The 24,275-nt window shown below is 70.5% G+C and carries 18 protein-coding genes, 5 tRNA genes and 1 pseudogene; 8 read left to right on the top strand and 16 right to left on the bottom strand.

The features are described from left to right. Nucleotides 1-40 precede the first annotated feature (40 nt). The 9 genes and pseudogenes from BX286_RS19720 to BX286_RS19675 all read right to left on the bottom strand — a co-directional run bounded on the left by BX286_RS19720 (nucleotide 41) and on the right by BX286_RS19675 (nucleotide 10,198). Nucleotides 41-1,288, bottom strand: coding sequence for an MFS transporter (locus tag BX286_RS19720; protein WP_261993469.1), 1,248 nt, complete (start codon nucleotides 1,286-1,288; stop codon nucleotides 41-43). Further along, entirely contained in the window at nucleotides 1,285-2,331 is a 1,047-nt protein-coding gene (locus BX286_RS19715) for a diiron oxygenase (RefSeq protein ID WP_187344165.1), read from the bottom strand. Before BX286_RS19715 ends, BX286_RS19720 begins: the two co-directional genes overlap by 4 nt. Nucleotides 2,332-2,341: 10 nt before the next feature. Further along, nucleotides 2,342-4,510 (bottom strand): asparagine synthase (glutamine-hydrolyzing), encoded by a 2,169-nt coding sequence (gene asnB / locus BX286_RS19710; RefSeq protein ID WP_187344164.1) that lies wholly within the window; start codon nucleotides 4,508-4,510, stop codon nucleotides 2,342-2,344. 402 nt (nucleotides 4,511-4,912) lie between these two features. After that, nucleotides 4,913-5,165: pseudogene (locus tag BX286_RS19705) on the bottom strand (mobilization protein); the annotation flags it as partial. A gap of 262 nt (nucleotides 5,166-5,427) precedes the next feature. After that, a tRNA-Lys gene (locus BX286_RS19700) sits at nucleotides 5,428-5,500 on the bottom strand. Nucleotides 5,501-5,684: 184 nt separating this feature from the next. Then, entirely contained in the window at nucleotides 5,685-7,967 is a 2,283-nt protein-coding gene (locus tag BX286_RS19695) for a DEAD/DEAH box helicase (protein ID WP_100863249.1), read from the bottom strand. Between the two features lie 1,033 nt (nucleotides 7,968-9,000). Continuing rightward, nucleotides 9,001-9,375, bottom strand: coding sequence for a CrcB family protein (locus BX286_RS19685; RefSeq protein WP_079431845.1), 375 nt, complete (start codon nucleotides 9,373-9,375; stop codon nucleotides 9,001-9,003). Continuing rightward, entirely contained in the window at nucleotides 9,372-9,851 is a 480-nt protein-coding gene (locus BX286_RS19680) for a CrcB family protein (protein WP_121015655.1), read from the bottom strand. Before BX286_RS19680 ends, BX286_RS19685 begins: the two co-directional genes overlap by 4 nt. Next, nucleotides 9,848-10,198 (bottom strand): metallopeptidase family protein, encoded by a 351-nt coding sequence (locus tag BX286_RS19675; protein WP_045946535.1) that lies wholly within the window; start codon nucleotides 10,196-10,198, stop codon nucleotides 9,848-9,850. The genes BX286_RS19680 and BX286_RS19675 overlap by 4 nt, the downstream gene beginning before the upstream one ends. 126 nt (nucleotides 10,199-10,324) lie before the next feature. On the opposite strand from BX286_RS19675, the gene BX286_RS19670 reads away from it, so the two are divergent. The 3 genes from BX286_RS19670 to BX286_RS19660 all read left to right on the top strand — a co-directional run bounded on the left by BX286_RS19670 (nucleotide 10,325) and on the right by BX286_RS19660 (nucleotide 10,605). Beyond that, nucleotides 10,325-10,397, top strand: a tRNA-Glu gene (locus tag BX286_RS19670). 38 nt (nucleotides 10,398-10,435) lie between these two features. Further along, nucleotides 10,436-10,509, top strand: a tRNA-Asp gene (locus BX286_RS19665). A gap of 22 nt (nucleotides 10,510-10,531) precedes the next feature. Continuing rightward, nucleotides 10,532-10,605: transfer RNA gene (locus BX286_RS19660), tRNA-Phe, on the top strand. Nucleotides 10,606-10,645: 40 nt separating this feature from the next. On the opposite strand, the gene BX286_RS19655 is transcribed toward BX286_RS19660, so the two are convergent. Genes BX286_RS19655 through BX286_RS19645 form a run of 3 tightly spaced genes read right to left on the bottom strand, consistent with a single transcriptional unit; the run spans nucleotide 10,646 to nucleotide 12,774 of the window. Continuing rightward, complete coding sequence (locus BX286_RS19655) at nucleotides 10,646-11,497, bottom strand: cytochrome c biogenesis CcdA family protein (protein ID WP_079428911.1); 852 nt, start codon at nucleotides 11,495-11,497, stop codon at nucleotides 10,646-10,648. Next, a complete protein-coding gene (locus BX286_RS19650) occupies nucleotides 11,494-12,246 on the bottom strand; it encodes a thioredoxin domain-containing protein (RefSeq protein WP_079428910.1) in 753 nt (250 codons plus the stop codon). Before BX286_RS19650 ends, BX286_RS19655 begins: the two co-directional genes overlap by 4 nt. 48 nt (nucleotides 12,247-12,294) lie before the next feature. After that, the gene (locus BX286_RS19645) at nucleotides 12,295-12,774 is read right to left on the bottom strand and encodes a hypothetical protein (RefSeq protein ID WP_121015654.1); all 480 of its coding nucleotides are present in this window, start codon (nucleotides 12,772-12,774) and stop codon (nucleotides 12,295-12,297) included. 111 nt (nucleotides 12,775-12,885) lie between these two features. Here BX286_RS19645 and hrpA point away from each other — a divergent pair, with 111 nt between their 5' ends. Beyond that, on the top strand, nucleotides 12,886-16,809 hold the full coding sequence (gene hrpA / locus BX286_RS19640) for an ATP-dependent RNA helicase HrpA (protein WP_121015652.1): 3,924 nt from the start codon (nucleotides 12,886-12,888) through the stop codon (nucleotides 16,807-16,809). 80 nt (nucleotides 16,810-16,889) lie between these two features. Then, a tRNA-Asp gene (locus BX286_RS19635) sits at nucleotides 16,890-16,963 on the top strand. A 574-nt stretch (nucleotides 16,964-17,537) separates the two neighbouring features. Here the strand turns inward: BX286_RS19635 and bldC are convergent. Both bldC and BX286_RS19625 read right to left on the bottom strand, forming a co-directional pair. After that, nucleotides 17,538-17,744: a developmental transcriptional regulator BldC gene (bldC, locus tag BX286_RS19630; protein WP_003949541.1), complete on the bottom strand. Its 207-nt coding sequence runs from the start codon at nucleotides 17,742-17,744 to the stop codon at nucleotides 17,538-17,540. A 610-nt stretch (nucleotides 17,745-18,354) separates the two neighbouring features. After that, nucleotides 18,355-19,176, bottom strand: coding sequence for a hypothetical protein (locus BX286_RS19625; protein ID WP_121017691.1), 822 nt, complete (start codon nucleotides 19,174-19,176; stop codon nucleotides 18,355-18,357). 271 nt (nucleotides 19,177-19,447) lie between these two features. Between BX286_RS19625 and BX286_RS19620 the strand changes: the two genes are divergently transcribed. Further along, a complete protein-coding gene (locus tag BX286_RS19620) occupies nucleotides 19,448-20,557 on the top strand; it encodes a Glu/Leu/Phe/Val dehydrogenase dimerization domain-containing protein (protein WP_100863252.1) in 1,110 nt (369 codons plus the stop codon). A gap of 310 nt (nucleotides 20,558-20,867) precedes the next feature. Next, nucleotides 20,868-21,125, top strand: coding sequence for a DUF3073 domain-containing protein (locus tag BX286_RS19615; RefSeq protein WP_079428907.1), 258 nt, complete (start codon nucleotides 20,868-20,870; stop codon nucleotides 21,123-21,125). Between the two features lie 112 nt (nucleotides 21,126-21,237). Here BX286_RS19615 and purM read toward each other — a convergent pair whose 3' ends face one another. Together purM and purF are read right to left on the bottom strand one after the other, a co-directional pair. Next, a complete protein-coding gene (gene purM, locus BX286_RS19610) occupies nucleotides 21,238-22,308 on the bottom strand; it encodes a phosphoribosylformylglycinamidine cyclo-ligase (RefSeq protein ID WP_079428906.1) in 1,071 nt (356 codons plus the stop codon). 118 nt (nucleotides 22,309-22,426) lie between these two features. Further along, nucleotides 22,427-23,944 carry an amidophosphoribosyltransferase gene (gene purF, locus BX286_RS19605; protein ID WP_079428904.1) on the bottom strand — a complete coding sequence of 506 codons (1,518 nt, stop codon included), beginning with the start codon at nucleotides 23,942-23,944 and terminating at the stop codon, nucleotides 22,427-22,429. A gap of 147 nt (nucleotides 23,945-24,091) precedes the next feature. Here purF and BX286_RS38035 point away from each other — a divergent pair, with 147 nt between their 5' ends. Continuing rightward, on the top strand, nucleotides 24,092-24,187 hold the full coding sequence (locus BX286_RS38035; RefSeq protein WP_323188240.1) for a putative leader peptide: 96 nt from the start codon (nucleotides 24,092-24,094) through the stop codon (nucleotides 24,185-24,187). Nucleotides 24,188-24,275: the final 88 nt, after the last annotated feature.

Genomic DNA, 24,275 nt, shown 5'->3' with positions numbered 1-24,275 from the left:
TTCACCGGTTTACCTACCAATTCCTGCTACCGGACGCCCGTCAGCCCTGGGGGTGATCGCTCAGGTTACGGCGACGACCCACCGAGGACAGCAGGAGGAACAAGGGCGCGACGAGGGTACTCGCGCAGGTGACCCACAGCGCCGTCCTCACTCCCGTGGCCGACGCGAGCAAGCCGCTCAGCGCGGCGCCCAGCGGCAGCGCACCCCACGAGACGAAGCGGACCGTGGCCATCACCCGGGACAGGAGCTCCGGGGGCGAGTCCGTCTGCCTGTGGGTCCTGGCCATGATGCTGCCGATGACGGCGCCGAAGGAGAAGCCGGCCATGCCGAGCCCGTAGAAGAAGACATTCGTCATCGAGGTCGTCAGCGGAATGGCCAGCGCCAGTGTTCCGCCGAACGCGCTGGCCACGATCATGGCCCGTGCGGTTCCCACGCGCTGGGACACCTTCGTCGCGACGGTCGAGCCCAGGAGCGCGCCCACGCCGTCCATGGCGATGACCAGCCCGACGACCATGGCCGATGCCTTCACTTCGCGTACCAGGTACAGCGGTGTCAGGGCGACCAGGGCCGCGTTCACGAAGTTCATCAATGTGGCATAGACCATGGTCGGCCGCATGACGGGATGGCGGACCACGAAGTTCCAGCCCTCACGGATCAGCTGGAGGGGGCTGGCCTGCGGCTGCGCGGCGGGCTTGCGCTCGGGCAGGGTCCGCAGGGTGACGGCGGAAACCAGATAGCTGACCGCGTCGATGGCCAGGACACCGACGGGCCCGGTGAGCTGAATGAGCAGGCCGCTCAGGGAAGGTCCGCCGGTCTGGGTGACCGCGAGGGTTCCCGACATCAGGCTGTTGCGGGAGCTCAGCTCGTCCTTCTCGATGATGGCCGGCAGGAACGTGGTGTTTCCGATGGCGAAGAGTACGGTTGCCAGGCCGCTGACGAAGGCTGCCAGCAGGACGTGGGGATAGGTGAGCTGCCCCATCCACCAGGCCACCGGTACGGAGCCGATCGCCACCAGTCTCACCAGGTCCAGGGTCACCTGCAGGCGCCGTAGCGGGGCACGCTGGACGATGACTCCGGCAGGCAGCGAGAGGATCAGCCATGCCACCTGGCTCGTGGCCGCGAGCAGCGTCGTCTGCAGAACGGTGGCGTCGAGGGCCGTCACCGCTACGAGCGGCAGGGCCACCGCGGTCATGGCCGAGCCGACCTCGCTGACCGTCGTGGCCAGCCAGTACTTCCAGAACACCTGAGCCACGCCGGCCTTGGGTGCGGCGGTCGTCTCTGTGGTCACGCCGTGACCTCCCTCGGCGTGCAGCCGGTCTGCTCGGACTCGCGGACGGTGCCGACCAGCCCTGCCTGTGCGAATGAGTCCCGCGTCCGGACGTCGTCCAGCGCGCCCACCTCGGCGAAGTAGCGCGTGAGCTGGGACGCCGCTGCGGAGATGTCGTGCCGGACTTGGTGAGCCGGCCAGGATTCGGAGATGACCTGATCGATCTCGTCGCGGCTCAGGCCGATGCCGCCGAGGTGGTAAGCGGCCCGGTCGTAGTCCGGTTCGAGGAACGCGTGGATCGCTCCGGGTACGAGGGGGCCCACGTCGCGTCGTTCCGAAGGCGTCAGCGCGGGCCAGAGGTGCCTGAGTACCGAGCGGAAGTAGACGTGGTGGCGTCCTTCGTCCTCGGCGTGATCGCGAACGAGTTCCCGCACGGCGGAGGGCAGCCGGTCGTCCCTCGGAATGTCCGAGAGGATGCCCGAGATCAGTGTCTCGCTGACGATCCCGAAGAGCAGGCTCTCCACGCCCCTGAGGGCATGGGGCAGCTGGTCCCGCAGTTCGTCGAGTCGCGTGACGAACGAGGGTCCGGCGGAATTCTCCGCGCCGAGGCGCGCAGAGCCCGTCGAGGTGGCGATCTGACGGGCGAAGTCATCGGAGAACTGGGCGTGCCAGGCCTCGTCGGTGACTATCTTGTGAGCATCTGCCCTCATGTGCTCGGGCAAATTCAGCCCCGAGCGGCCACGACTGATCTTGGTCGCTACGGGTATGACGGCCAGGTTCTCCAGCTCGGTCGTGAAGTCCAGGTAGTCGTAGAGACGTTGCAGCAGCAGTCCCCTGACCACGCCTTCCCCTCGGGAGGCGACCATCGGGTGCAGTACCACGGGGTAGAGCTCCGGCGGGAAGAAGAAGTGCCCGGGGTCTTTGCCTTCGAAGTCCCGCCGGGGCCTCCTGCGCACACTCGCCAAGGCATCCCAGCGTTCGAAGCGGCTGATGTACTCCCCGTCGTGTGGCCTGGCCTCGACGGGCCCGCTCAGCAGCTGCTCCTTGAATGCGCGCAGGTACACGGGGCCGCCTTCAGCCGGTGGTGGAGAGGAGGCGCTGCTCGAAGAGGGCGTCCAGCTCCGCGCGGACATCGTCGAAGGCCACACCGGCTTGGCTGAGGGCCGTGGCCAGGGTGGACCGGCCGTCCATGAGGCGCAGGACGGCGAGGATCGCAGTCCCGTCCTCCAGGACGAACTCGATCTGCCCCTGGCCCGTCAGGTACCAGTTCCCCTGTTCGTCCGACAGCAGGAGAGCTTCCTCGGCCAGTGCGGTGATCTGGTCGAGGTCGTACTCACGAGCGGGAGCGAACAGCTCCTCCGTCGCGGCGATCGGGTCCTGTCCGCTCGGCAGAGCGGTCCGCGGAGCGCCGGCGGACATCTTCTCAAGGATCGGGGGCTGTTCTACCAGCTCCGAGAGCAGTCCCATGTTGACCACGCGCATGAGGAGCTCGACGGACGCGGAGTCGGTGTCACCACTGCCGAAGTGGGCCAGCTGCCGTCTGACGGCGTCCGCGTCGAGATAGGCGTCCGCTCCGGGAGCCGAGAGGGCCCGCTCGACGAGTTCCTGGTTGTTGCTCCGCATCAGGTTCACGAGCATGCGGTAGGCGTAGTGGGTTCCGGGGCCGTAGAAGAACGGGCCCTTGGTCCGTTCGGCGATCCTCTGAGGGAGGAGGAACTTCACCGAGTCGCGCAGGATGCGCTTGTCCCACAGGAGCTGCGGACGCAGGCGCTCCGGGATGCCGGCGCTCAGCTCGACGAGGCGGTGGTCGAGGAACGGAACGCGTGCCTCGATACCGCTGCCGGCGGCGGTCCGGTCCTCGTGCCATACGTTGTACTGCTGGACCTTGCGGTACTCGGACTCGATGTAGGCGCGGTAGACGTCTGTCGTCCCCCGCCCTTGGAGGTCGCCCAGCATTGCGTCCGAGAGCAGCGACATGCCGCCGGACGACCAGGGCCGCAGCTCCGGCTGCTGATCGAGCCGGGTTTCCCGGTCCATGCCCTTCAAGTTGGCCAGGAACTTGTCCCAGTTCCCGCCGACGTCGTCCGAGTATCCGCCGTTGAACTCGTCGCTGGCGGAGCCCAGGAGCATGCCCCGCAGCTCCGGGCGCTCGGTCCGGGCGAACCGGTGCAGCTCGTGCTTGTAATAGATTTCCGGACCGGTCATGGGGGTCTCGGTCAGCCAGAGCAGGCGTGTCCATTCCTCGGGAGTGGGCACGTGGTCGGCGGCGAAGACGACCTGGTGGTTGTGGACGCCCAGTTCGCGGGCCAGCCAGTGGGCGTGCTCGGCGTCTCCGTTGAGGCGCGTACCCCCGGACAGGGCGGTGAAGGTGTGTACCTCTTCGACCTCGGAGAGGGCCATCGCGAGGACGCTCGCCGAGTCGATCCCGCCGGAGAGGAAGAGGCCGAGCTCGGTGTCCGCGGTGGCGCATTCCCGGACGGACTCCCGGAGCAGTTCGCCGTAGCGCTCCACGAGCGACTCCGCGTCGGCCGCGTCGTCGCGCTCCGCGGGCAGTTCCCAGTACCGGTGCTCTGTCGTGCGGCCGTCCTGGAGATCGACGCGGAGGATCGTCGCCGCCGGCACGCTCTCCACGCCCTCGAACCACGTGGACATCCGGGGCGCGGTGAACCGCGGTGCGGCGGCCATCGTCGGGTTGGTGAGCGCTTCTTCCCAGAGGAATCGACGGGGGGTTGCCGGGTCGGCGAACAGCCCCTTGATCTCCGAGGAAAGAACGATCCGCTCCTGGTTGCGGTGGTAGTAAAGGGGCTTGATGCCGAACCGGTCGCGGGCGAGGATCAGCTGGCCCTTGGCCCGGTCCCACAAAATGACGGCGAACATGCCGCGTACATCACGGAGGAAATCCAGGCCGTGGCGGCGGTAGAGGTAGAGCAGGACCTCGCAGTCCGAGCCGGTCTTGAGCTTGACGTCGGAAGGAAGTGAGGCGGCGAGTTCCTTGTGGTTGTAGACCTCGCCATTGGCGATCAGCACAAGGTTTCCGTCGTCGCTCACCAACGGCTGGCTGCCGTCCGCGGGATTCACGAGCGATAGCCGGGTGAAAGCCAGACCAACGGGCCCACGGCGCAGCAACTCGCGGTCGTCCGGACCCCGGTGGTGCATCATGTCGGCCAGTTCGTTCAGCAGGGAATCGGTTCCCGGCCCAAGATTCTGCCCATCAAGCCGGGCGATGCCCGCGAGACCGCACATATCCATTCCTTCACATTCACGTACACCCGACGTCAGATAACACCGGTAAGGTGTGCATGCCCCTCAAGGGGCATGCACACCTTCAACTAACCTGAACAGAATCAGGTGTTGATGCGCAGGATGGTGCCCTGCGAGACCGTCTTGGCGGCCGGCTTGGAGTACTTCAGCATGTGAAATCACCTCTCTATCCAATAATTTCCGGATCAGAGGGGTTTATTGGCCCCGGCCTTTCCGGTGAGAAGAGCTAAACACGGCTACTGCCCACAAGGCCAGGGATTCGCTCCTGACCGAACACGGCGGCCCACCGTGGGCATAAGACAGGGCAGGGGCTGCGTCGACTGGTGTGCTGGAGGCCGGTGATCAGGACGCGGGCCGGTTGGCGGGCTGTGCCCTTCCCGCCGGGCTCTGCTCCCGGCCGAGGCGTTCGGCCTTGTGCGTCTCGGCCGGGGTGGGGCGCGGGTCCCTGTGCGGTCGCCCTTCTTCAGGCGGCGCAGTCCGCAGCCTTCTCGATGTGTCGGCATGCGTCGCCGACGCGAATGGCGCCGTCGTGGCGCTTGGGGCGGCGGCCGTCCTCGCGAACGGTGGTGGCGAGGATGTGGATGTGGTCGGCGGCGTGGCGTACGGCGATCCAGCGGCAGGCAAGGTCGTCGCCTGACGCCCGCAGGGAGCGGTGGCGCATCACTGGTGAGAAGCCATCCCGGTCATGGTGTGGACGCCGGCCCCCGGCTGGGTCCCCCTTCGTGATCTACGCCACGTCTCGGCCACGCTCACCCACGGCGGCGGTGGCGGGAATGACGTGCCGTCCGCTCACGCATCGCTCACGCACGGGCCGGGAAACGACTGAGCGCCCCCTCTGGCCGAAACCAGAAGGGGCGCTCAGCGCCAGGTCAGAGGGGGTGCCCCCCGCCTGCGAGCTGTAGGCCATGTCGGACTCGAACCGACAACCAACGGATTAAAAGTCCGCTGCTCTGCCAATTGAGCTAATGGCCCTCCATGTGCTCACCCCAGAGCATAGCCGCAGAGAGGCTGCTGGCCGATCGGGTATCGCCGGGTGTGGCCCCGGCGGTTTCCCGCCACGGGGTGCGGGTGGGGCGGAAGCGGCCGGAAAAGGGCTCGGCCCCCACCGCACCGGGGTGCTGTGGGGGCCGATTCCTCGTCAGGGGTTGCTCAGGCGTCAGCCGTTGCGCTTCCAGCGGGGCTTGTCGTCGCGGCGGGCGCCGAAGGAGCCGTTGCCGGACGGACGGTCGTCGCGGCGGAACCCGCCCGAGGGGCGGTCGTCACGGCGGAAGCCGCCACGGTCGCCACCACGGTCGTCACGGTTGAAGCCACCCGAGGGACGGTCGTCACGGCGGAAGCCGCCACGGTCGCCACCACGGTCATCGCGGTTGAAGCCACCCGAGGGACGGTCATCGCGACGGAAGCCACCCGACGGACGGTCATCGCGACGGAACCCACCCGACGGACGGTCATCGCGGCGGAAGCCGCCACGGTCGCCACCACGGTCGTCACGGTTGAAGCCACCCGAGGGACGGTCATCGCGACGGAAGCCACCCGACGGACGGTCGTCACGACGGAACCCACCCGACGGACGGTCATCGCGACGGAAGCCGCCACGGTCGCCACCACGGTCGTCACGGTTGAAGCCACCCGAGGGACGGTCGTCACGGCGGAAGCCACCCGACGGACGGTCGTCACGACGGAACCCACCCGACGGACGGTCATCGCGACGGAAGCCGCCACGGTCGCCACCACGGTCGCCGCGGTCGCCACCACGGTCACCCCGGTCGTCGCGGCGGTTGTCGCGGCGCTCGAAGTTGCCCCGGTCGTCGCGGCGCTCGAAGCGCTGCTCCTGGGCGGCGGCCTGCGCGGCCTGCTCGGCCACGGCGGCGGCCAGCTCGGCCTCGGCGGCCTCGACGACCTCGGCGACGGCGGCCTCCGGGTCCTCACCGCGCTCGCGGGCGGAGCGGGCGACGAGGCGGTCCGCCTCCTCACGCAGCTCGGCGGCGCGACGCGTCGCGCGCTCCAGCTGCTTGGTGAGGTCGGCGACCTCGCGCTCGGCCTGCTTGGCGGCGTTGTTCGCCGAGTCGGCCTGGACCTCGGTGAGCGAGCGCGCACCGGTGATCTCGGCGACCTCCGGGTCGAAGGCGCCGGCCCCGCCGACGATGTGGCGCGAGGCGTCGACGCCCGCGTCCTCCATCAGGCGGAAGATCTGGCGGCGCTGGTGCGGCAGGGCCAGGGAGACCACGACGCCCGACTTGCCGGCGCGGGCGGTACGGCCCGAGCGGTGCAGGTAGTCCTTGTGGTCGCCGGCCGGGTCCACGTTGAGGACCAGGTCGATGCCGTCGACGTGGATGCCGCGGGCGGCGACGTCGGTGGCGACGAGCGCGTTGACGTAGCCGTCCTTGAAGTCGGCGAGGACGCGGGTACGGGCGCCCTGCGTCATGCCGCCGTGCAGCGCGTCGGCCTTCACGCCGGACTCGACGAGCTGCTCGGCGATGCGGTCGGCGCCCAGCTGGGTGCGGACGAAGATGATGGTGCGGCCCTTGCGGGCGGCGATGGCGGCCGTGACCGGGGCCTTGTCCTTCGGCTTCACGACGAGGACGTGGTGGGTCATGGTCGTGACGTTGCCCTGGGCGCTGTCGACCTCGTGGCTGACCGGGTTCGACAGGTAGCGCTTGACCAGGGTGCCGATCTCGTTCTCCATCGTGGCGGAGAAGAGCATGCGCTGGCCGCCGGCCGGGACCTGGTCGAGCAGCTCGGTGACCTCGGGCAGGAAGCCCAGGTCGGACATCTGGTCGGCCTCGTCGAGGACGGCGACCTCGACGCTCTCCAGGGAGCAGGCGCCGCGGTTGATGATGTCGCGCAGACGGCCGGGGGTGGCGACGAGGACGTCGACACCGCGCTCCAGGGCGTAGATCTGGTTGCCCATGGAGGTACCGCCGCAGACGACCTTCATCTTCAGGCCGAGGACGTCGCCGTAGGGCTGGAGGGCGTCCGCGACCTGCATCGCGAGCTCGCGGGTCGGGGTGAGGATGACGGCGCGGGGCTTCTTCTTCTCCGTGTGGCCGTCGGCCAGGCGGGCCAGGGTCGGCAGACCGAAGGAGAGGGTCTTGCCGGAGCCGGTGCGGCCGCGGCCGAGGATGTCCTTGCCGGCCAGGGCGTCCGGGATGGTCGCGGCCTGGATCGGGAACGGGGTGGTGACGCCGTTCTGCGCGAGCTTGCGCACGACGCCCTCGGGCAGACCGAGGTCCGCGAAGGTGACCGTGGGCTCGGCGTCGGCGGCGTCCTCGTCGGAGTCGGCGGCGTCGGCCGTCACATCGGCCTCGAGCGCCTCGATGATCTCGTTCGCCTCCGCGGCCTCCATGGCCTCGGTCACGACAAGGGCCTCAACGGCGTCGACGATCTCGGTGGAGTCGTTCTCGGGCAGGACGGAACGGTCAGAACTGGAAATGGACATGCGAAATGCGAAACCTTCCGGAGTCTCGGCACGCGCCCAAACTCCGTGAATCGCAAATCGACCGCCTCAATGCGGTCAGCCACGGCTAGGGAGAGTACGCGCCACACGGCGCTCTTCGGATTCGGCGCCGGGCAATGGGATCAAACGATCTATAACCATACGCACCCTCCCGGGGGTCTGGCAAGTCGTTCCTGCGGAACCCCCTCCGACCTGGGACGCGACGCCGGGGTGCGATCCCCCCGCGACACCCCCCGCGACACCCCCGCGCCCCTGCTCTCAGGCCACGCTCGGCCCGGGTGAGGCCGGCGGCGTCTGGCTCGGAGTGGGTTGCGTCACAGGGGGCGTGGACTCCCCTCCGCCGGGAGGGGTGGACCCCCCGGAACCGCCCGACCCCGACCCGCCGGCCCCACCGGCCTCACCGGCCCCGCCCGCACCACCCGACCCCGATCCGGACCCGGACCCACCGGAGCCCGACCCCGAACCGGACCCCGACCCGGAACCACCCGCACCGGACCCGGACCCCGACCCCGAACCGCCGCCGGACGGCGCCTGGCCCCCCTGCCCGCCGGCCCCGCCCCCGGGACCGGCCGACGGCGAGGGCTGGCCCGGCTTGCCCGCGGGCGCGCCGGGGGTGGGCGAGGCCCCGGTCGCCCCGGAGGCCTTCCCCGGCTCACCGGACTTCCCGTCCTGCGGCGTGCCGTCCTTCACCCCGTGCCCGTTGCCGTGGATCCCGGAGCCGTGCCCGGCGCCCGCCGCCGCGCCCGCCCCGCCGGCGCCCTTGCCGCCCACCGAGGCGGCCGGCCCCGGTTTCGCGGCGTCCTCGCCGACGCTCATGCAGCCCGCGGTCGCCGCGACCGCGAGGGCGGAGACGGCCAGTCTGAGGGTGGTGGACAGGGAAGCGGGCAACGGGCGCACGGGGGCACCTCCGGAACGCGGGGCGGGGTCCGCGGTGAGCGGGTCAATGAGCCCAACTCCCTTTACCCCGTAAGAGACACGCCCCTTGTGCGGGCGAGCCGGACGGGCCGCCGCCGGGTCAGGCGAACAGCTGCCGCGCCACCTGCGAGCCCAGGGTCACGGCGCCCAGGCCGACGAGCACCGACGCCGCCACGTTCGCCGCGGCCAGGAACTTCCAGCCGCGCTCGGCCAGCCGCAGCGTCTCGTACGAGAACGTCGAGTACGTGCTCAGCGCCCCGCACAGCCCCGTCCCCAGCAGCAGCGACGTCCGCGAGGACCCCGCGCCGGCCAGGAGCGCCCCGCCGAGCACCCCCAGCACCAGGCAGGCGCCCGCGTTGACCACGAAGGTCCCCCACGGGAAGACGGAGTCGTGCCGCGCCTGCACGAACCGGTCGCCCAGGTACCGCAGCGGGGCCCCGACGGCCGCGCCCGCCACCACCAGCAGCCAGTTCACCCGGCCCCCCGCCGCCGCAGCGCCAGCCGGGCCAGCGACGCCGCCGCCCACACCGCGCCCAGCGCGCCGACGAGGGTCAGCCCGGCGTACGCCAGCGCGAGCCCGGCCCGGCCCGCGTCCAGCAGCCGCGAGAAGTCCATCGCGTAGGTCGAGAAGGTGGTGAACCCGCCCAGCACCCCGGCGCCCGCGAAGGGCCGCAGCAGCGGGTGCGGGGAGCGCCGGCCGCCCTCGCTGATCAGCACCATCAGCACACCGATCAGCGCGCAGCCGGCCACGTTGGTCCAGAAGGTCGCCCACGGGAACCCGTCGGCCGCGGCCGGCCACAGCAGCCCCACCGCGTAGCGGGCGCACGCCCCCAGGGCCCCGCCGACGGCCACCGCCGCGATGACGCGGCCCTGCGGCTCGGCGCGCTGGGCCGGGACGTGGAGGTCGACGTCCGGATCGACCGCCTCGGCCCCCGGCAGGGGCCGGGTCACCCGTACCCCAGCGCGTGCAGGCGTTCGTCGTCGATGCCGAAGTGGTGGGCGATCTCGTGGACCACCGTCACCTCGGTCTCGGCGACCACGCTCTCCCGGTCCTCGCACATCCGCAGGGTGGGGTTGCGGTAGATCGTGATGCGGTCGGGGAGCACCCCGGCGTACCACTCGCCGCGCTCGGTGAGCGGGGTCCCCTCGTACAGGCCGAGCAGGTCGGGGTCGCCGGCCGGCGGCTCGTCCTCGACGAAGACCGCCACGTTGTCCATCAGCCGCGTCAGCTCCGGCGGGATCCGGTCCAGGGCCTCTGCGACGAGCTCCTCGAACTCCTCGCGCGTCATCTCCAGCACCCGGCCATTGTCGCCCCCGCGCAGGCCGTTCCCCCTGCCGGGCGGAATCCGTTTTGGCGATACCTCCTCCGATCCCATATGCTTCTCACGTCCCCGACGCGCTGCAAAGTGCCCGGCGGGCCTTTAGCCCTCATCGTCTAGTGGCCCAGGACGCCGCCCTTTCAAGGCGGTAGCACGGGTTCGAATCCCGTTGGGGGTACGCAACACCATGTGCAAGACTTGCTCTTGCACACACCAGGTCCTGTGGAGCAGTTGGTTAGCTCGCCACCCTGTCAAGGTGGAGGTCGCGGGTTCAAGTCCCGTCAGGATCGCTGAGGCTGGAAACAGTCTCGTGGCTGGGTAGCTCAGTTGGTACGAGCGATCGCCTGAAAAGCGATAGGTCGCCGGTTCGACCCCGGCCCCAGCCACAAAAGGAAGGCCCCGTCTCCGGACGGGGCCTTCCGCGTTTCACTCCTCTTCCTCCGCCTGCGCCTCTTCCGCACGGGCCGCCCGCCGCCAGCGCAGCAGCCCGAAGGCCACCGCCCCGGCGCCGACCAGCCCGAGCAGCGCCCAGTCCGGGACCGCGTCCGCGACGGCGCCCACCTTCTCCTCGACCGCGTACGAGTCGTCCACGTCCAGCAGCCCCGGCAGCGCGCTCGCCCCGTCGTAGACCAGGAACAGGGTGCCCAGGGCGATGAAGAAGAGCCCGGACAGCAGCGAGGTCGTGTGCAGTTCCAGGCGCCCCACGCGCAGGGCGCGGCCGCGCAGCCAGCGCCGCCGGCCCAGGTCGAAGCGCTCCCAGAGCAGGGCCAGCACGAACAGCGGTACGGCCATGCCCAGGGCGTAGACCGCCAGCAGCAGGCCGCCGTAGACCGGGCTGCCGCTGACCGCCGCCACCGTCAGCACGCTGCCCAGGATCGGGCCCGCGCAGAAGCCGGCCAGCCCGTAGACCGCGCCGAGCGCGTACACCGACAGGGCGGTGGTCGGGCGGATCCGCCCCGAGAGCTCGGAGAGCCGCTTCGGGGCGAAGCCGAGGCCGAGGATCTGTGCCAGGCCCAGGGCGATGATCAGCCAGCCGCCGGCCAGGACGAGCTGGTCGCGGTGGGAGTGGAAGAACCGGCCCGCGAACGAGCCGGCCGCCCCGAGCGGGACGAGGGTGGTGGCGAGGCCCGCGTAGAAGATCCCCGTGCGGGCCAGGAGCCGGGAGCGGGAGTCGACGGAGTAGGCGAAGAAGGCCGGCAGCAGCAGGGCGCTGCACGGGCTGAGCAGGGCGAGGAGGCCGCCGAGGAGGGCGGCGGCGTACCCGATGCCGCCGCTCACTGGCCGGCCTTCGCCTGCGCCTTGGCCCGGGCGATGGCCGTGGTGAAGGCGTCGAGGGGCTGGGCGCCCGCGAGGGGCTGCCCGTTGACGAGGAAGGAGGGGGTGGACCGGACGCCGATGCGGTAGCCCTCCTCCCGGTCGCGGCGCAGCGCGGCGGCGGCCTGCTCGCCGGCCAGGTCGGCCTTGAAGCGCTCCAGGTCGGGGACGCCGGCCTCGCGGGCCAGCTCGACCAGCCGGTCCTCGCCGAAGCCCTTGGCCTTGGCGCCCTCGGCGTAGGCGGCGGCGTGGAAGGCGGTGAAGCGGTCCTGCTGCCCGGCGGCCCAGGCCGCCTTGGCGGCGGCCTCGGACTCGGCGCCGAAGATCGGGAAGTTGCGCCACTCGATGCGCAGGGTGCCGTCCGCGACGTACTTCTTCACCAGTTCGGGCTCGGTGTCCCGGGCGAACTTTCCGCAGTAGCCGCACTTGAAGTCGGAGTACTCGATCAGGACGACGGGCGCGTCGGTGCGGCCCACGGCGAGCTTGTCGCCGGCTTCGCGGCGGGCGAGCGCCTTCAGCTCGTCGAAGGCGCCGGTGTCGGCGTCGGGCGTGTCGGACGCGGAGGCGCCGGCGCTGGCGCTGGCGGCCGGGCGGTGTTCCTTGTCCTGGGGCGCGGTGGCCTGCCAGGAGACGACGCCGAGGGTGATAGCGGCGACGGCGACCCCGGCGGCGTACAGCAGGGGCTTGCGGGAGGACGTGCGGGAGGTGGGCATACGGGTGCTCCAGAGCGGGACGTACGGGGGACCGGCGGACCGGCTCCCCTACACCCGCATCACGTTCAGCTCCACCGGCCCCGGCGCCCGCTGGCCGGGCCCGCGCACGGGCACCTGTACGCATGCGGCCCGGTACGGCCGCACCCCCTCGGGCACGGCCCGTGCCACGAGGACGGACCCGTGCTCGTGCCCGGCCCGGGCCGGCAGGGCGGGTTCGGTCCCGGCCCCGCCGGAACCGGGCGCGCAGGCGGGCCCCCGCCCGGGCTCGGCGCCCGCGAGGACGGCCCGCGGCCCGTCACCCGGGCGGGCGGCCGCCCGTCCGGCCCCGGCCGGGGCCGGGGCCGGGGCCGGGGCCGGGGCGGCCGCGGCGGATGCGGCCCCCGCCCGGGCGCCGACGGCCTGTGGCGCGGGGTGGCGGTCCGCCGTACCCGGTACCGGCCCGGCCAGGGCCAGGACCAGGGCCAGGACGCCCATGACCAGCGCGAACAGTGCGGCGGCCGGCGGGCGGGTGCGGCGACGGCAGGACAAGGGTGGGCTGCCTCTCACTCGCCGAACTGGGGGACTCGTCCCGAAATGGTACGGGGAGGGGCACAAATGCGTTCGCCACCCGCCGGGCACAGGTGACATCCTCGAGCAGGTATGTCTACTTCCTTCGCCGCCCTGCAGACGCTCCTCGGAGAGATCTCCCTCCGGGACGCGCACCGCCTCGGCCGCCGCCTCGAGGGCGCCCGCCGCATCCGCAAGCCCGAGGCCAGGCAGGCCGTGCTCGACGAGATCGCCGCGGAGGCCGAGAAGGCCGCCGCGCGACTGGCCGGCCGCGCCTCGCGCATGCCGGAGGTCACGTATCCCGAGAACCTTCCCGTCAGCCAGAAGAAGGACGAGATCGCCGAGGCGATACGCGACCACCAGGTCGTGATCGTCGCGGGCGAGACCGGCTCCGGGAAGACCACGCAGATCCCCAAGATCTGCATGGAGCTGGGGCGCGGCGTCCGGGGGATGATCGGGCACACCCAGCCCCGCCGGATCGCCGCCCGCACGGTGGCGGAGCGCATCGCCGAGGAGCTGGGGTCCGAGATCGGGCAGACGGTCGGCTGGAAGGTCCGCTTCACCGACCAGGTGAACCCGGACGCGACCTTCGTGAAGCTGATGACGGACGGCATCCTGCTCGCCGAGATCCAGACGGACCGCGAGCTGCGCGCCTACGACACGATCATCATCGACGAGGCCCACGAGCGCAGCCTCAACATCGACTTCCTGCTCGGCTACCTGGCCCAGCTGCTGCCCAAGCGCCCCGACCTCAAGGTCGTGATCACTTCCGCGACCATCGACCCGGAGCGCTTCTCCCGCCACTTCGGCGACGCCCCGATCGTCGAGGTCAGCGGCCGTACGTACCCGGTGGAGGTGCGCTACCGGCCGCTGCTGGAGGAGGAGTCCGAGGAGAGCGACCGTGACCAGATCACCGCGATCTGCGACGCCGTCGACGAGCTCCAGGGCGAGGGCCCGGGCGACATCCTGGTCTTCCTCTCCGGTGAGCGGGAGATCCGCGACACCGCCGACGCCCTGATCAAGAAGAAGCTCCGCTTCACCGAGGTGCTGCCGCTCTACGCCCGCCTCTCGCACGCCGAGCAGCACCGGGTGTTCCAGCAGCACACCGGCCGCCGGATCGTCCTGGCGACCAACGTCGCGGAGACCTCCCTGACGGTCCCCGGCATCAAGTACGTGATCGACCCGGGCACGGCCCGCATCTCCCGCTACAGCCACCGCACCAAGGTGCAGCGGCTGCCCATCGAGCGGATCAGCCAGGCCAGCGCCAACCAGCGCAAGGGCCGCTGCGGCCGTACCAGCGACGGCATCTGCATCCGGCTGTACTCCGAGGACGACTTCAACGCCCGGCCGGAGTTCACGGACGCCGAGATCCTGCGGACGAACCTGGCCTCCGTCATCCTCCAGATGACCGCGGCCGGTCTCGGCGAGATCGAGAAGTTCCCCTTCATCGACCCGCCGGACCACCGCAACATCCGCGACGGCGTCCAGCTGCTCCAGGAGCTCGGCGCGCTCGACCCGGCGGAGAAGGACCCCAAGAAGCGGCTCACCCCGATGGGCCGGCAGCTCTCCCAGCTGCCGGTGGACCCGCGCCTGGCCCGCATGGTCGTCGAGGCGGACAAGAACAACTGCGTCCGCGAGGTCATGGTCATCGCGGCGGCCCTCTCGATCCAGGACCCGCGCGAGCGCCCGTCGGACAAGCAGACGCAGGCGGACCAGAACCACGCCCGGTTCAAGGACGAGACCAGCGACTTCCTCTCCTTCCTGAACATGTGGCGCTACGTCCGCGAGCAGCAGAAGGAGCGCGGCTCGGCCTCCTTCCGCCGGATGTGCAAGCAGGAGTACCTGAACTTCCTGCGGATCCGGGAGTGGCAGGACATCTACGCCCAGCTGCGCACGGTCGCGAAGACGATGGGCATCCACGTCAACGAGGCCGACGCCGCAGAGACGAACATCCACATCTCGCTGCTGGCCGGCCTGCTGTCGCACATCGGTCTGAAGGACACCGACAAGAACGAGTACCTGGGCGCGCGGTCCGCGAAGTTCGCGGTCTTCCCGGGGTCGGCGCTGTTCAAGAAGCAGCCGAAGTTCCTGATGTCGGCGGAGCTGGTGGAGACCTCCCGGCTGTGGGCGCGGGTCAACGCCAAGGTGGAGCCCGAGTGGGTGGAGCCCCTGGCGCAGCACCTGATCAAGCGCACGTACAGCGAGCCGCACTGGGAGAAGGACCAGGCGGCCGTGATGGCGTACGAGAAGGTCACCCTGTACGGGGTGCCGATCGTCGCCCAGCGGAAGATCAACTACGGCCGGATCGATCCCGAGGTCTCGCGCGAGCTGTTCATCCGCAATGCCCTGGTCGAGGGCGACTGGCGCACCCACCACAAGTTCTACGCCGACAACCGCAAGCTGCTGACCGAGGTCGAGGAGCTGGAGAACCGGGCGCGGCGCCGCGACATCGTCGTGGACGACGAGACCCTGTTCGACTTCTACGACCAGCGGATCCCCGAGCACGTGGTGTCGGGGGCGCACTTCGACTCCTGGTGGAAGCACAAGCGGCGCGAGGAGCCCGAACTCCTCGACTTCGAGCGCGAGATGCTGCTGACGGAGAAGGCGGCCGGGGTCACCAAGGCCGACTATCCGGACTCCTGGCGGCAGGGGCAGCTGAAGTTCCGGGTGACCTACCAGTTCGAGCCGGGTGCGGACGCGGACGGTGTGACCGTGCACATCCCGCTCCAGGTGCTGAACCAGGTCACCGAGGAGGGCTTCGACTGGCAGATCCCGGGTCTGCGCGAGGAGGTCGTCACCGAGCTGATCCGCTCGCTGCCCAAGCCGATCCGCCGGCACTACGTGCCCGCGCCGAACTACGCCTCCCGCTTCCTGGAGAAGCCGCCGTCGCTCCAGGAGCCGCTGCCGGTGGTGCTGGCGCGCGAGCTCCAGCGGATGGTGGGGGTGCCGGTCTCGGCGGAGGACTTCGACCTCTCCCGGATCCCGGACCACTTGAAGATCACCTTCCGGATCGTTGACGAGCGCCGGCGCAAGCTGGCCGAGGCCAAGGACCTGGAGGCCCTGCGCCTCCAGCTGAAGCCGAAGGCCCGCCAGGCCCTGTCCAAGGCCGCGGCCGCCACCGCCGAACGGGCGGGCGGGGAGTCGGTGGAGCGCTCCGGGCTGACCGACTGGACGATCGGCTCCCTGGCGAAGGTCTTCGAGACCCGGCGGGCCGGGCAGCCGGTGAAGGCCTACCCGGCGCTGGTGGACGAAGGGACGAGCGTCGCGGTGCGGCTCTTCGACACCGAGGCCGAGCAGCAGCAGGCGATGTGGCTGGGCACCCGGCGGCTGATCCTGCTCAACATCCCGGTGAACCCGGCGAAGTTCGCCTCGGACAAGCTGACCAACCAGCAGAAGCTGGCCCTCTCCCGCAATCCGCACGGCTCCATCCAAGCGCTGTTCGAGGACTGCGCGACCGCGGCCACCGACAAGCTGATCGCCGACCACGGCGGTCCGGCCTGGGACGAGGCGGGCTTCCGCCGGCTGTTCGACGCGGTGCGGGCCGACCTGGTGGACACCACCGTGCGGACCGTGGGGCAGGTGCAGCAGGTCCTGGCGGCCTGGCAGGCCTGCGAGCGGCGGCTGAAGGCCACCAACAGCCTGGCCCTGATGGCGAACGTCGCGGACGTGAAGGCGCAGCTGGCGGCCCTGGTGCCGGCCGGTTTCGTGACGCTGACCGGGCTGAAGCGGCTGCCGGACCTGATGCGCTACCTGGTGGCGGCCGACCGGCGGCTCCAGCAGATGCCGACGGGCGCCCAGCGCGACACCACCCGCATGGAGAAGGTCCACGAGATGCGGGACGAGTACCTGTGGCTGCTGGAGCAGCTGCCGAAGGGGCGGCCCGTGCCGGAGGCGGTCACCGAGATCCGCTGGATGATCGAGGAGCTGCGGGTCAGCTACTTCGCGCACGCGCTGGGGACGGCGTACCCGATCTCGGACAAGCGCATCGTGAAGGCGGTGGACGCCCTCGCTCCGTGATCGCGGGGCGGCCTGGTTCGACCCCGCCCCCGGGCTGCTGTACAGTTCTGTCTCGCAGCCGAGTGATCGGCCGCGTGCCAGGTCCTGTGGAGCAGTTGGTTAGCTCGCCACCCTGTCAAGGTGGAGGTCGCGGGTTCAAGTCCCGTCAGGATCGCAGAAACGTCAGGGCCCGTATCCCGCAAGGGATACGGGCCCTGACGCGTTGTCGGTTCCGGCAGCCCCCGGCCATGCGGACGCGCTCCGCCACCTCGTGATCACGCGGGGCTCACAGCGCCGCTGGAGGCGCCTCAGGCGGCCCCGGCCGACCTCCCGGACCCCCAAGGCCACCCCTCGCGCCCACGGGCCTTCCAGGGCCACTGCGGCGGCTCGGGGTGCACATCGCCCAGAGGGGAGAAATCCCCCATTCGCATGAGGCGCTCTGCGCGGGACATCCCTTTACGGGGTGCATTGCCGGATGTACAAGAGCCATCAGGTGTGACGGGAGTCACCACACGAGTTTTCGGGAGTCGCGCGTTTATCGGAGCCCTACGCCCGCTCGATTTAATATGTGCAATGGCACCTACCCGGGCAGGCGCCTCCGGGGACAAAAAAATCGCGCTGGACCCGGCGGAGTCCAGCGCGATCGACGACTGTGCCTGTTGGGGCAGGCCCTGCCGTGTGAAGCTGTGTGGGTTCATCGGATTGGGGGATCCGATGCGCACCCTTTAAAGCGGTGGTGCTGCGGGACCTCAGGCCTCGCTGCGCTGCTGCGGAATTCCCGCGAGCAGTGCGCGGACCTCGGCCTCGCGGTAACGGCGGTGTCCACCCAGGGTGCGGATGGACGTGAGCTTGCCGGCCTTGGCCCAGCGGGTAACCGTCTTCGGGTCCACGCGGAACATGGTGGCAACCTCAGCCGGGGTCAGCAGCGGCTCGGCATCAGGGGTGCGAGCGGTCATGAGCGGCCTCCTCGGGAGAACCGAACCATCTCGGTTCTTTCCTCTAAATTCTGCACCTTGGCCCACGTTGCCCGAAATGGACATACGCAGGCCGAGTCGGTTATAGGACGAACGGCTTGTCCTCGGCACTACAACTACACCATCCGTCCAGCCTCGACGGCCAAACCGATGGAATTGCCCTCCGAGGTGTTCATCAGCGGCGGAAGCCGATGGACCGCCCTATAACGGACAGTCACCCCACTGTGACGATCAGTCACAGAGCGATCAGGAGTCGTCAGACCCCCCATAGAGTGCAATACCGAGCATTCCGCCCTTAGTTGGGCGGAAGGAACCCTCCCCGGACTCCTTGTCCTATTTTGGCATGAGGATAGGGGATGGGCGCAAGGGTGTGGATAGTGCGGTCCGTCACGCTTGAGCCAATGGCCCGGATCGGGACGTAGGTCCTGGAACAAAGACCCTAATACCGTGATCAAGCCCCTGATCTGCGACTTGTGGGCCATTCGGCCGATCATGACCGATACGGGCGATACGTGTAGCGTCCGAACGGGTTCCGAACAGGTACGTCCATGATCTACGCAGACCCCGCCTCCGGAAAGGGTCAAGGCTGCCTCTAGTTCGCGAAAAGTCTCTCCCTCACCGTCCTCCAGCGCCGGGCCAGTTCCCCGTACACCGCCACCGCACCCTCCTCGTCCCCCGCGCGGAGGGCCGCGATCCCCTCCGCGAGGTCGCGGGCCGACCGGTCCTCGGCCAGTGCGTCAGCCGGGAGGGTGTGGAGCAGCCCGCCGTAGTCCAGTTCGACCATCGACCTCGGGTGGAACTCCTCCAGCCAGCGCCCGACCTCCGCCAGCCCCTCGGCCAGCGGCCCGTACCCCGGCCGCCCCCGGTCCTCCGCCTCGCGCAGCGTCCGCAGCCCCCGCGCGAGCCGGCGCCGCGCCTGCACCATCGGCGTCCGGTACCGCAGCCGCTCCCCCGGCAGGTACTCCCGCTCCTCGTCCGCCACCAGCACGAACCAGCGCAGCGGCACCTGCCACACCCCGGTCCGGATCCACGGCCGCGCGTCGGGGTTCCGCTCGCGCCAGGCCTCGTACTCCGCGGCGGCCCTGCGCCGGGCCGACGCCGGCAGCGCCGCGTCCAGCACCGGCGCCGGGAAGCTCGCCACCAGCTCCTCCAGGGCCAGCCACCCGCGCAGCCGCGTCCGCCACGGGCACACCAGCAGCACCCCGTCCAGCTCGGCGGTGAAGGCGTCCCCGCTCTCGTGCACGGGCACGCCGACCACCGGGACCCGGACCAAGTCGGACAGGGACCGCCGCAGTTCGTCCTGCGCGGTCGGCGCGGGGCCGCGCCGGGCATACGCCGCCCAGTGGGTGCGCTCGGGCTCCGGAAAGGAGGCCAGGGGCTCGTAGATCCTCAGGTAGGACGCGTACGGGACCATCGGCGCGGGCCGCGCCGACGGCGGCCGGAGGTCGGGGGATTCGCTCACCCCCTCGTCCTCCCCGCTTTGGCGCCCCGGTTCACCTCCAACTCGCGGACGGGAAAGGCCGTCCGGCGACCGGGGCGGCACCCGCGCCGGACCCCGGGGCGTTCCGATCCCCGGACAACGGCCACCAGCGCCCGCCGCAGGTCTTACTCTGCTCCCAGCGCGCCCTCCCCCACCCGCAGGGCGGGCGTCTTTCCGCCGCATCTCTTCCATGGGAGTCACCACCGTGACCGAAATGACCGACGGCGTCCTGCACACCCTGTTCCGCAGTGAGCAGGGCGGCCACGAGCAAGTCGTGCTGTGCCAGGACCGGGCCACCGGACTCAAGGCCGTCATCGCCATCCACTCCACCGCCCTGGGCCCCGCCCTCGGCGGCACGCGCTTCCACGCGTACGCCTCGGACGAGGAGGCCGTCCGGGACGCGCTGAACCTCTCGCGCGGCATGTCGTACAAGAACGCCCTCGCCGGTCTCGACCTCGGCGGCGGCAAGGCCGTGATCATCGGCGACCCGGCCGTCCTGAAGAGCGAGGAACTGCTGCTGGCCTACGGCCGCTTCGTGGAGTCCCTCGGCGGCCGCTACGTCACCGCCTGCGACGTCGGCACGTACGTCGCCGACATGGACGTCGTCGCCCGCGAGACCCGCTGGGCCACCGGCCGCTCCCCCGAGAACGGCGGCGCCGGCGACTCCTCGGTGCTCACCGCGTTCGGCGTCTTCCAGGGCATGCGCGCCAGCGCCCAGCACCTGTGGGGCGACCCGACCCTGCGCGGCCGCAAGGTCGGCGTCGCGGGCGTCGGCAAGGTCGGCCGCCACCTGGTGGAGCACCTCCTGGAGGACGGGGCCGAGGTCGTGATCACGGACGTCCGCGAGGAGTCCGTGCGCGAGATCCTCGACAAGCACCCCGGCGGCAGGGTCTCGGCCGTCGCCGACACCGAGGCGCTGATCCGCACCGAGGGCATGGACATCTACGCCCCCTGCGCGCTCGGCGGCGCCCTGAACGACGCCTCCGTCCCGGTGCTCACGGCCTCGGTCGTGTGCGGCGCGGCCAACAACCAGCTGGCCCACCCGGGCGTGGAGAAGGACCTCGCGGACCGCGGGATCCTCTACGCCCCGGACTACGTGGTCAACGCGGGCGGCGTGATCCAGGTCGCCGACGAGCTGCACGGCTTCGACTTCGACCGGTGCAAGGCCAAGGCCTCGAAGATCTTCGACACCACGCTGGCGATATTCGCACGTGCGAAGGAAGACGGCATCCCGCCGGCCGCCGCGGCCGACCGGATCGCCGAGCAGCGGATGGCCGACGCCCTCGCCGCGCGCGCGGCGGCCCGCAAGGCATAGCCCCGCCGGGGTCCGGGCAGACGCCCGCCTGACCCCGGCCGGGGACCCGCCGGAGCGCGGCGAGACGGAACTCACTGCGCTTCGGCGGGTCGGCGGCCAGGAAAGCGTTAAAATCGCAGCTGACCAGCGAGTACGGGGTGTCCCGCTGGTTCTGTGGAGAGGCACGTCATGCGGGCGGCGTACCGTATGGCCGCGGAAGCAGGTACCGTTAAACCCCTACGGACGGTCTCTCCACGGAGAGCCCGCTCCGAACCATGAACGCGTGTCAGACTCTGGGGCCGTCGAGCCCCGTCACCGAGGGGGTCGAGCCATGGGGCGCGGCCGGGCCAAGGCCAAGCAGACAAAGGTCGCCCGCCAGCTGAAGTACAACAGCGGCGGGACCGACCTGACGCGTCTGGCCAATGAGCTGGGCGCATCGCCGACAGAGCCGCTGATCAGCGCGCCGGTCGAAGTCGATGACGATCTGGACGACGACGACCCGTACGCCAAGTACGCGGATCTCTACAACGATGACGACGAGGACGAGGACGACGAGTCCGGTCCGACGGCGCACCGTCGTGGGGCCTGACGCGCAGCACCTCTGCTTCGGGCATCTGCACAGGCCGGCTCCTGCCGGCTGACAGCTCAAGAACGTCGAAACCCGGTCCAGGGCCTTGCCCCGGACCGGGTTTCCGCGCTGCTCAGACCGCGTAGTCGCCGGTCAGGGTCGCACCCTCGGTGTGGTCGCCCCGGTCGAGGATCTCGCCGGCGACCCAGGCCTCGACGCCCCGGTCGGCCAGGGCGGTCAGGGCCACGTCCACCGACTCCTGCGGGACCACGGCCATCATGCCGACGCCCATGTTCAGGGTCTTCTCCAGCTCCAGCCGCTCCACGTTCCCGGCCTTGCCGACCAGGTCGAAGACCGCACCCGGGGTCCAGGTCGAGCGGTCGACCGTGGCGTGCAGGTGGTCGGGGATGACCCGGGCCAGGTTCGCGGCGAGGCCGCCGCCGGTGATGTGCGAGTACGCGTGGACCTCGGCCGTACGGGTGAGGGCCAGGCAGTCCAGCGAGTAGATCTTGGTCGGCTCCAGCAGCTCCTCGCCGAGGGTCCGGCCGAACTCCTCGACGTGCTGGTCGAGGGACATCCCGGCGCGGTCGAAGAGGACGTGCCGGACGAGCGAGTACCCGTTCGAGTGAAGGCCGGACGAAGCCATCGCGATGACGGCGTCCCCCGTACGGATGCGATCGGCGCCGAGGAGGCGGTCGTACTCGACCACGCCGGTGCCGGCGCCCGCGACGTCGAAGTCGTCCGGGCCGAGCAGGCCGGGGTGCTCGGCGGTCTCGCCGCCGACCAGGGCGCAGCCGGCGAGGACGCAGCCCTCGGCGATGCCCTTGACGATGGCCGCGACGCGCTCGGGGTGGACCTTGCCGACGCAGATGTAGTCCGTCATGAAGAGCGGCTCGGCGCCGCAGACGACGATGTCGTCCATGACCATGGCGACCAGGTCGTGGCCGATGGTGTCGTACACGCCCATCTGGCGGGCGATGTCCACCTTGGTGCCGACGCCGTCCGTGGCCGAGGCCAGCAGGGGGCGCTCGTAGCGCTTGAGGGCGGAGGCGTCGAAGAGGCCGGCGAAGCCGCCGAGGCCGCCCAGGACCTCGGGGCGCTGCGTCTTCTTCACCCACTCCTTCATCAGCTCGACGGCGCGGTCGCCCGCTTCGATGTCGACGCCGGCGGCTGCGTAGCTGGCCCCGGTGGTCTTCTCAGTCATGACAGGCGAGAGCTTTCGTGTCGTTGCTGCGTGTGGTGCCGGGCCCCGGGAGAAGCCTCAAAGACAGGGCTCGGCGCAGGTGGAGCCGGGCCGGCCCGGGAAGGGCCGGCCCACGGGCCTACGGGCGGCGGAGCGCGTCGGCGGCGTCGGTGCCGCCCGCGAGCTCGTTCTCCAGGAGCTGCTTGCCCAGGAGCTGCGGGTCGGGCAGCTCCATGGGGTACTCGCCGTCGAAGCAGGCGCGGCAGAGGTTGGGCTTCTGGATGGTGGTCGCCTCGATCATCGCGTCGAGCGAGATGTACGAGAGCGAGTCGGCGCCCAGCGACGTGGCGATCTCGTCGACCGTCATGCCGTTGGCGATCAGCTCGGCCCGGGTGGCGAAGTCGATGCCGAAGAAGCACGGCCACTTCACCGGCGGCGAGGAGATCCGGATGTGGACCTCGGCCGCGCCGGCCTCGCGGAGCATCTTCACGAGGGCGCGCTGGGTGTTGCCGCGGACGATCGAGTCGTCGACGACGACGAGGCGCTTGCCCCGGATGACTTCCTTGAGCGGGTTGAGCTTGAGGCGGATGCCGAGCTGGCGGATCGTCTGCGAGGGCTGGATGAAGGTCCGGCCGACGTAGGCGTTCTTGACCAGGCCGGAGCCGTACGGGATCCCGCTGGCCTCGGCGTAGCCGACGGCGGCGGGCGTGCCGGATTCCGGCGTCGCTATCACCAGGTCGGCGTCGACCGGGGCTTCCTTGGCGAGGCGCCGGCCCATCTCGACGCGCGAGAGGTAGACGTTGCGGCCGGCGATGTCGGTGTCCGGGCGCGCCAGGTAGACGTACTCGAACACACAGCCCTTGGGCTTCGCTTCTGCGAAGCGCGAGGTGCGCAGGCCGTTCTCGTCGATCGCGATGAGCTCGCCCGGCTCGACCTCGCGGACGAAGCTGGCGCCCACGATGTCGAGTGCGGCGGTCTCGCTCGCGACCACCCAGCCGCGCTCCAGGCGGCCGAGGACCAGCGGGCGGATGCCCTGCGGGTCACGGGCGGTGTAGAGGGTTCCCTCGTCCATGAACACCAGCGAGAAGGCGCCCTTGACCTGGGGGAGGACCTTGGCGGCCGACTCCTCGATGGTCAGGGGCGTGCCGTCGTCGTCGGTCTGGCCGGCGAGGAGGGCGGTCACCAGGTCGGTGTCGTTGGTGGCCGCCACCTGGGTGGCGCGGCCGTCCTGACGGGGGAGGTCGGCGACCATCTCGGCGAGCTCGGCGGTGTTCACCAGGTTGCCGTTGTGACCCAGGGCGATCGAGCCGTGGGCGGTCGCCCTGAAAGTGGGCTGAGCGTTCTCCCAGACGGACGCTCCGGTGGTCGAGTAGCGGGCGTGACCGACCGCGATATGACCCTGGAGCGAACCGAGGGAGGTTTCGTCGAAGACCTGGGAAACGAGGCCCATGTCCTTGAAGACGAGGATCTGGGAACCGTTGCTCACAGCGATTCCCGCGGACTCTTGTCCGCGGTGCTGCAGTGCATACAGTCCGAAGTAGGTGAGCTTGGCGACCTCTTCACCCGGAGCCCAGACACCGAAGACGCCGCAAGCGTCCTGGGGGCCCTTCTCGCCGGGGAGCAGGTCGTGGTTGAGTCGTCCATCACCACGAGGCACGTTCCCGAGTGTAGGCGAGATCGACCACTGGTCCGAATTGGGGAAGGCCGGGAAATGTCACAGCACAGAGGGTGACCGGATGCCTCCGTCTCGGTATTCGGATCTTTTGTTGACATCTACGAGGGCATTCGTACAGGCTCTCGCCCCATGCAGCCCCTCGGTGACCGTGCCGTCACCCTCGTAGAGCGCCGACACGTGGACCTGGTCCGTGTCGCGAGCGCCATCTGTCGCCGCTGCGCGTAGTCACAACTCTTTCTCCCTTTTCCTGATTTCGCTCCGCCGTGCCCCGCTCCGCCGTGCCGCGCGCCGTCCCGTGCGCGCCCGGGGCGAG

The sequence above is a fragment of the Streptomyces sp. 3211.6 genome, assembly GCF_003634815.1.
Classification (GTDB): domain Bacteria; phylum Actinomycetota; class Actinomycetes; order Streptomycetales; family Streptomycetaceae; genus Streptomyces; species Streptomyces katrae_A.
This window is presented reverse-complemented; position numbering and strand designations above follow the sequence as displayed.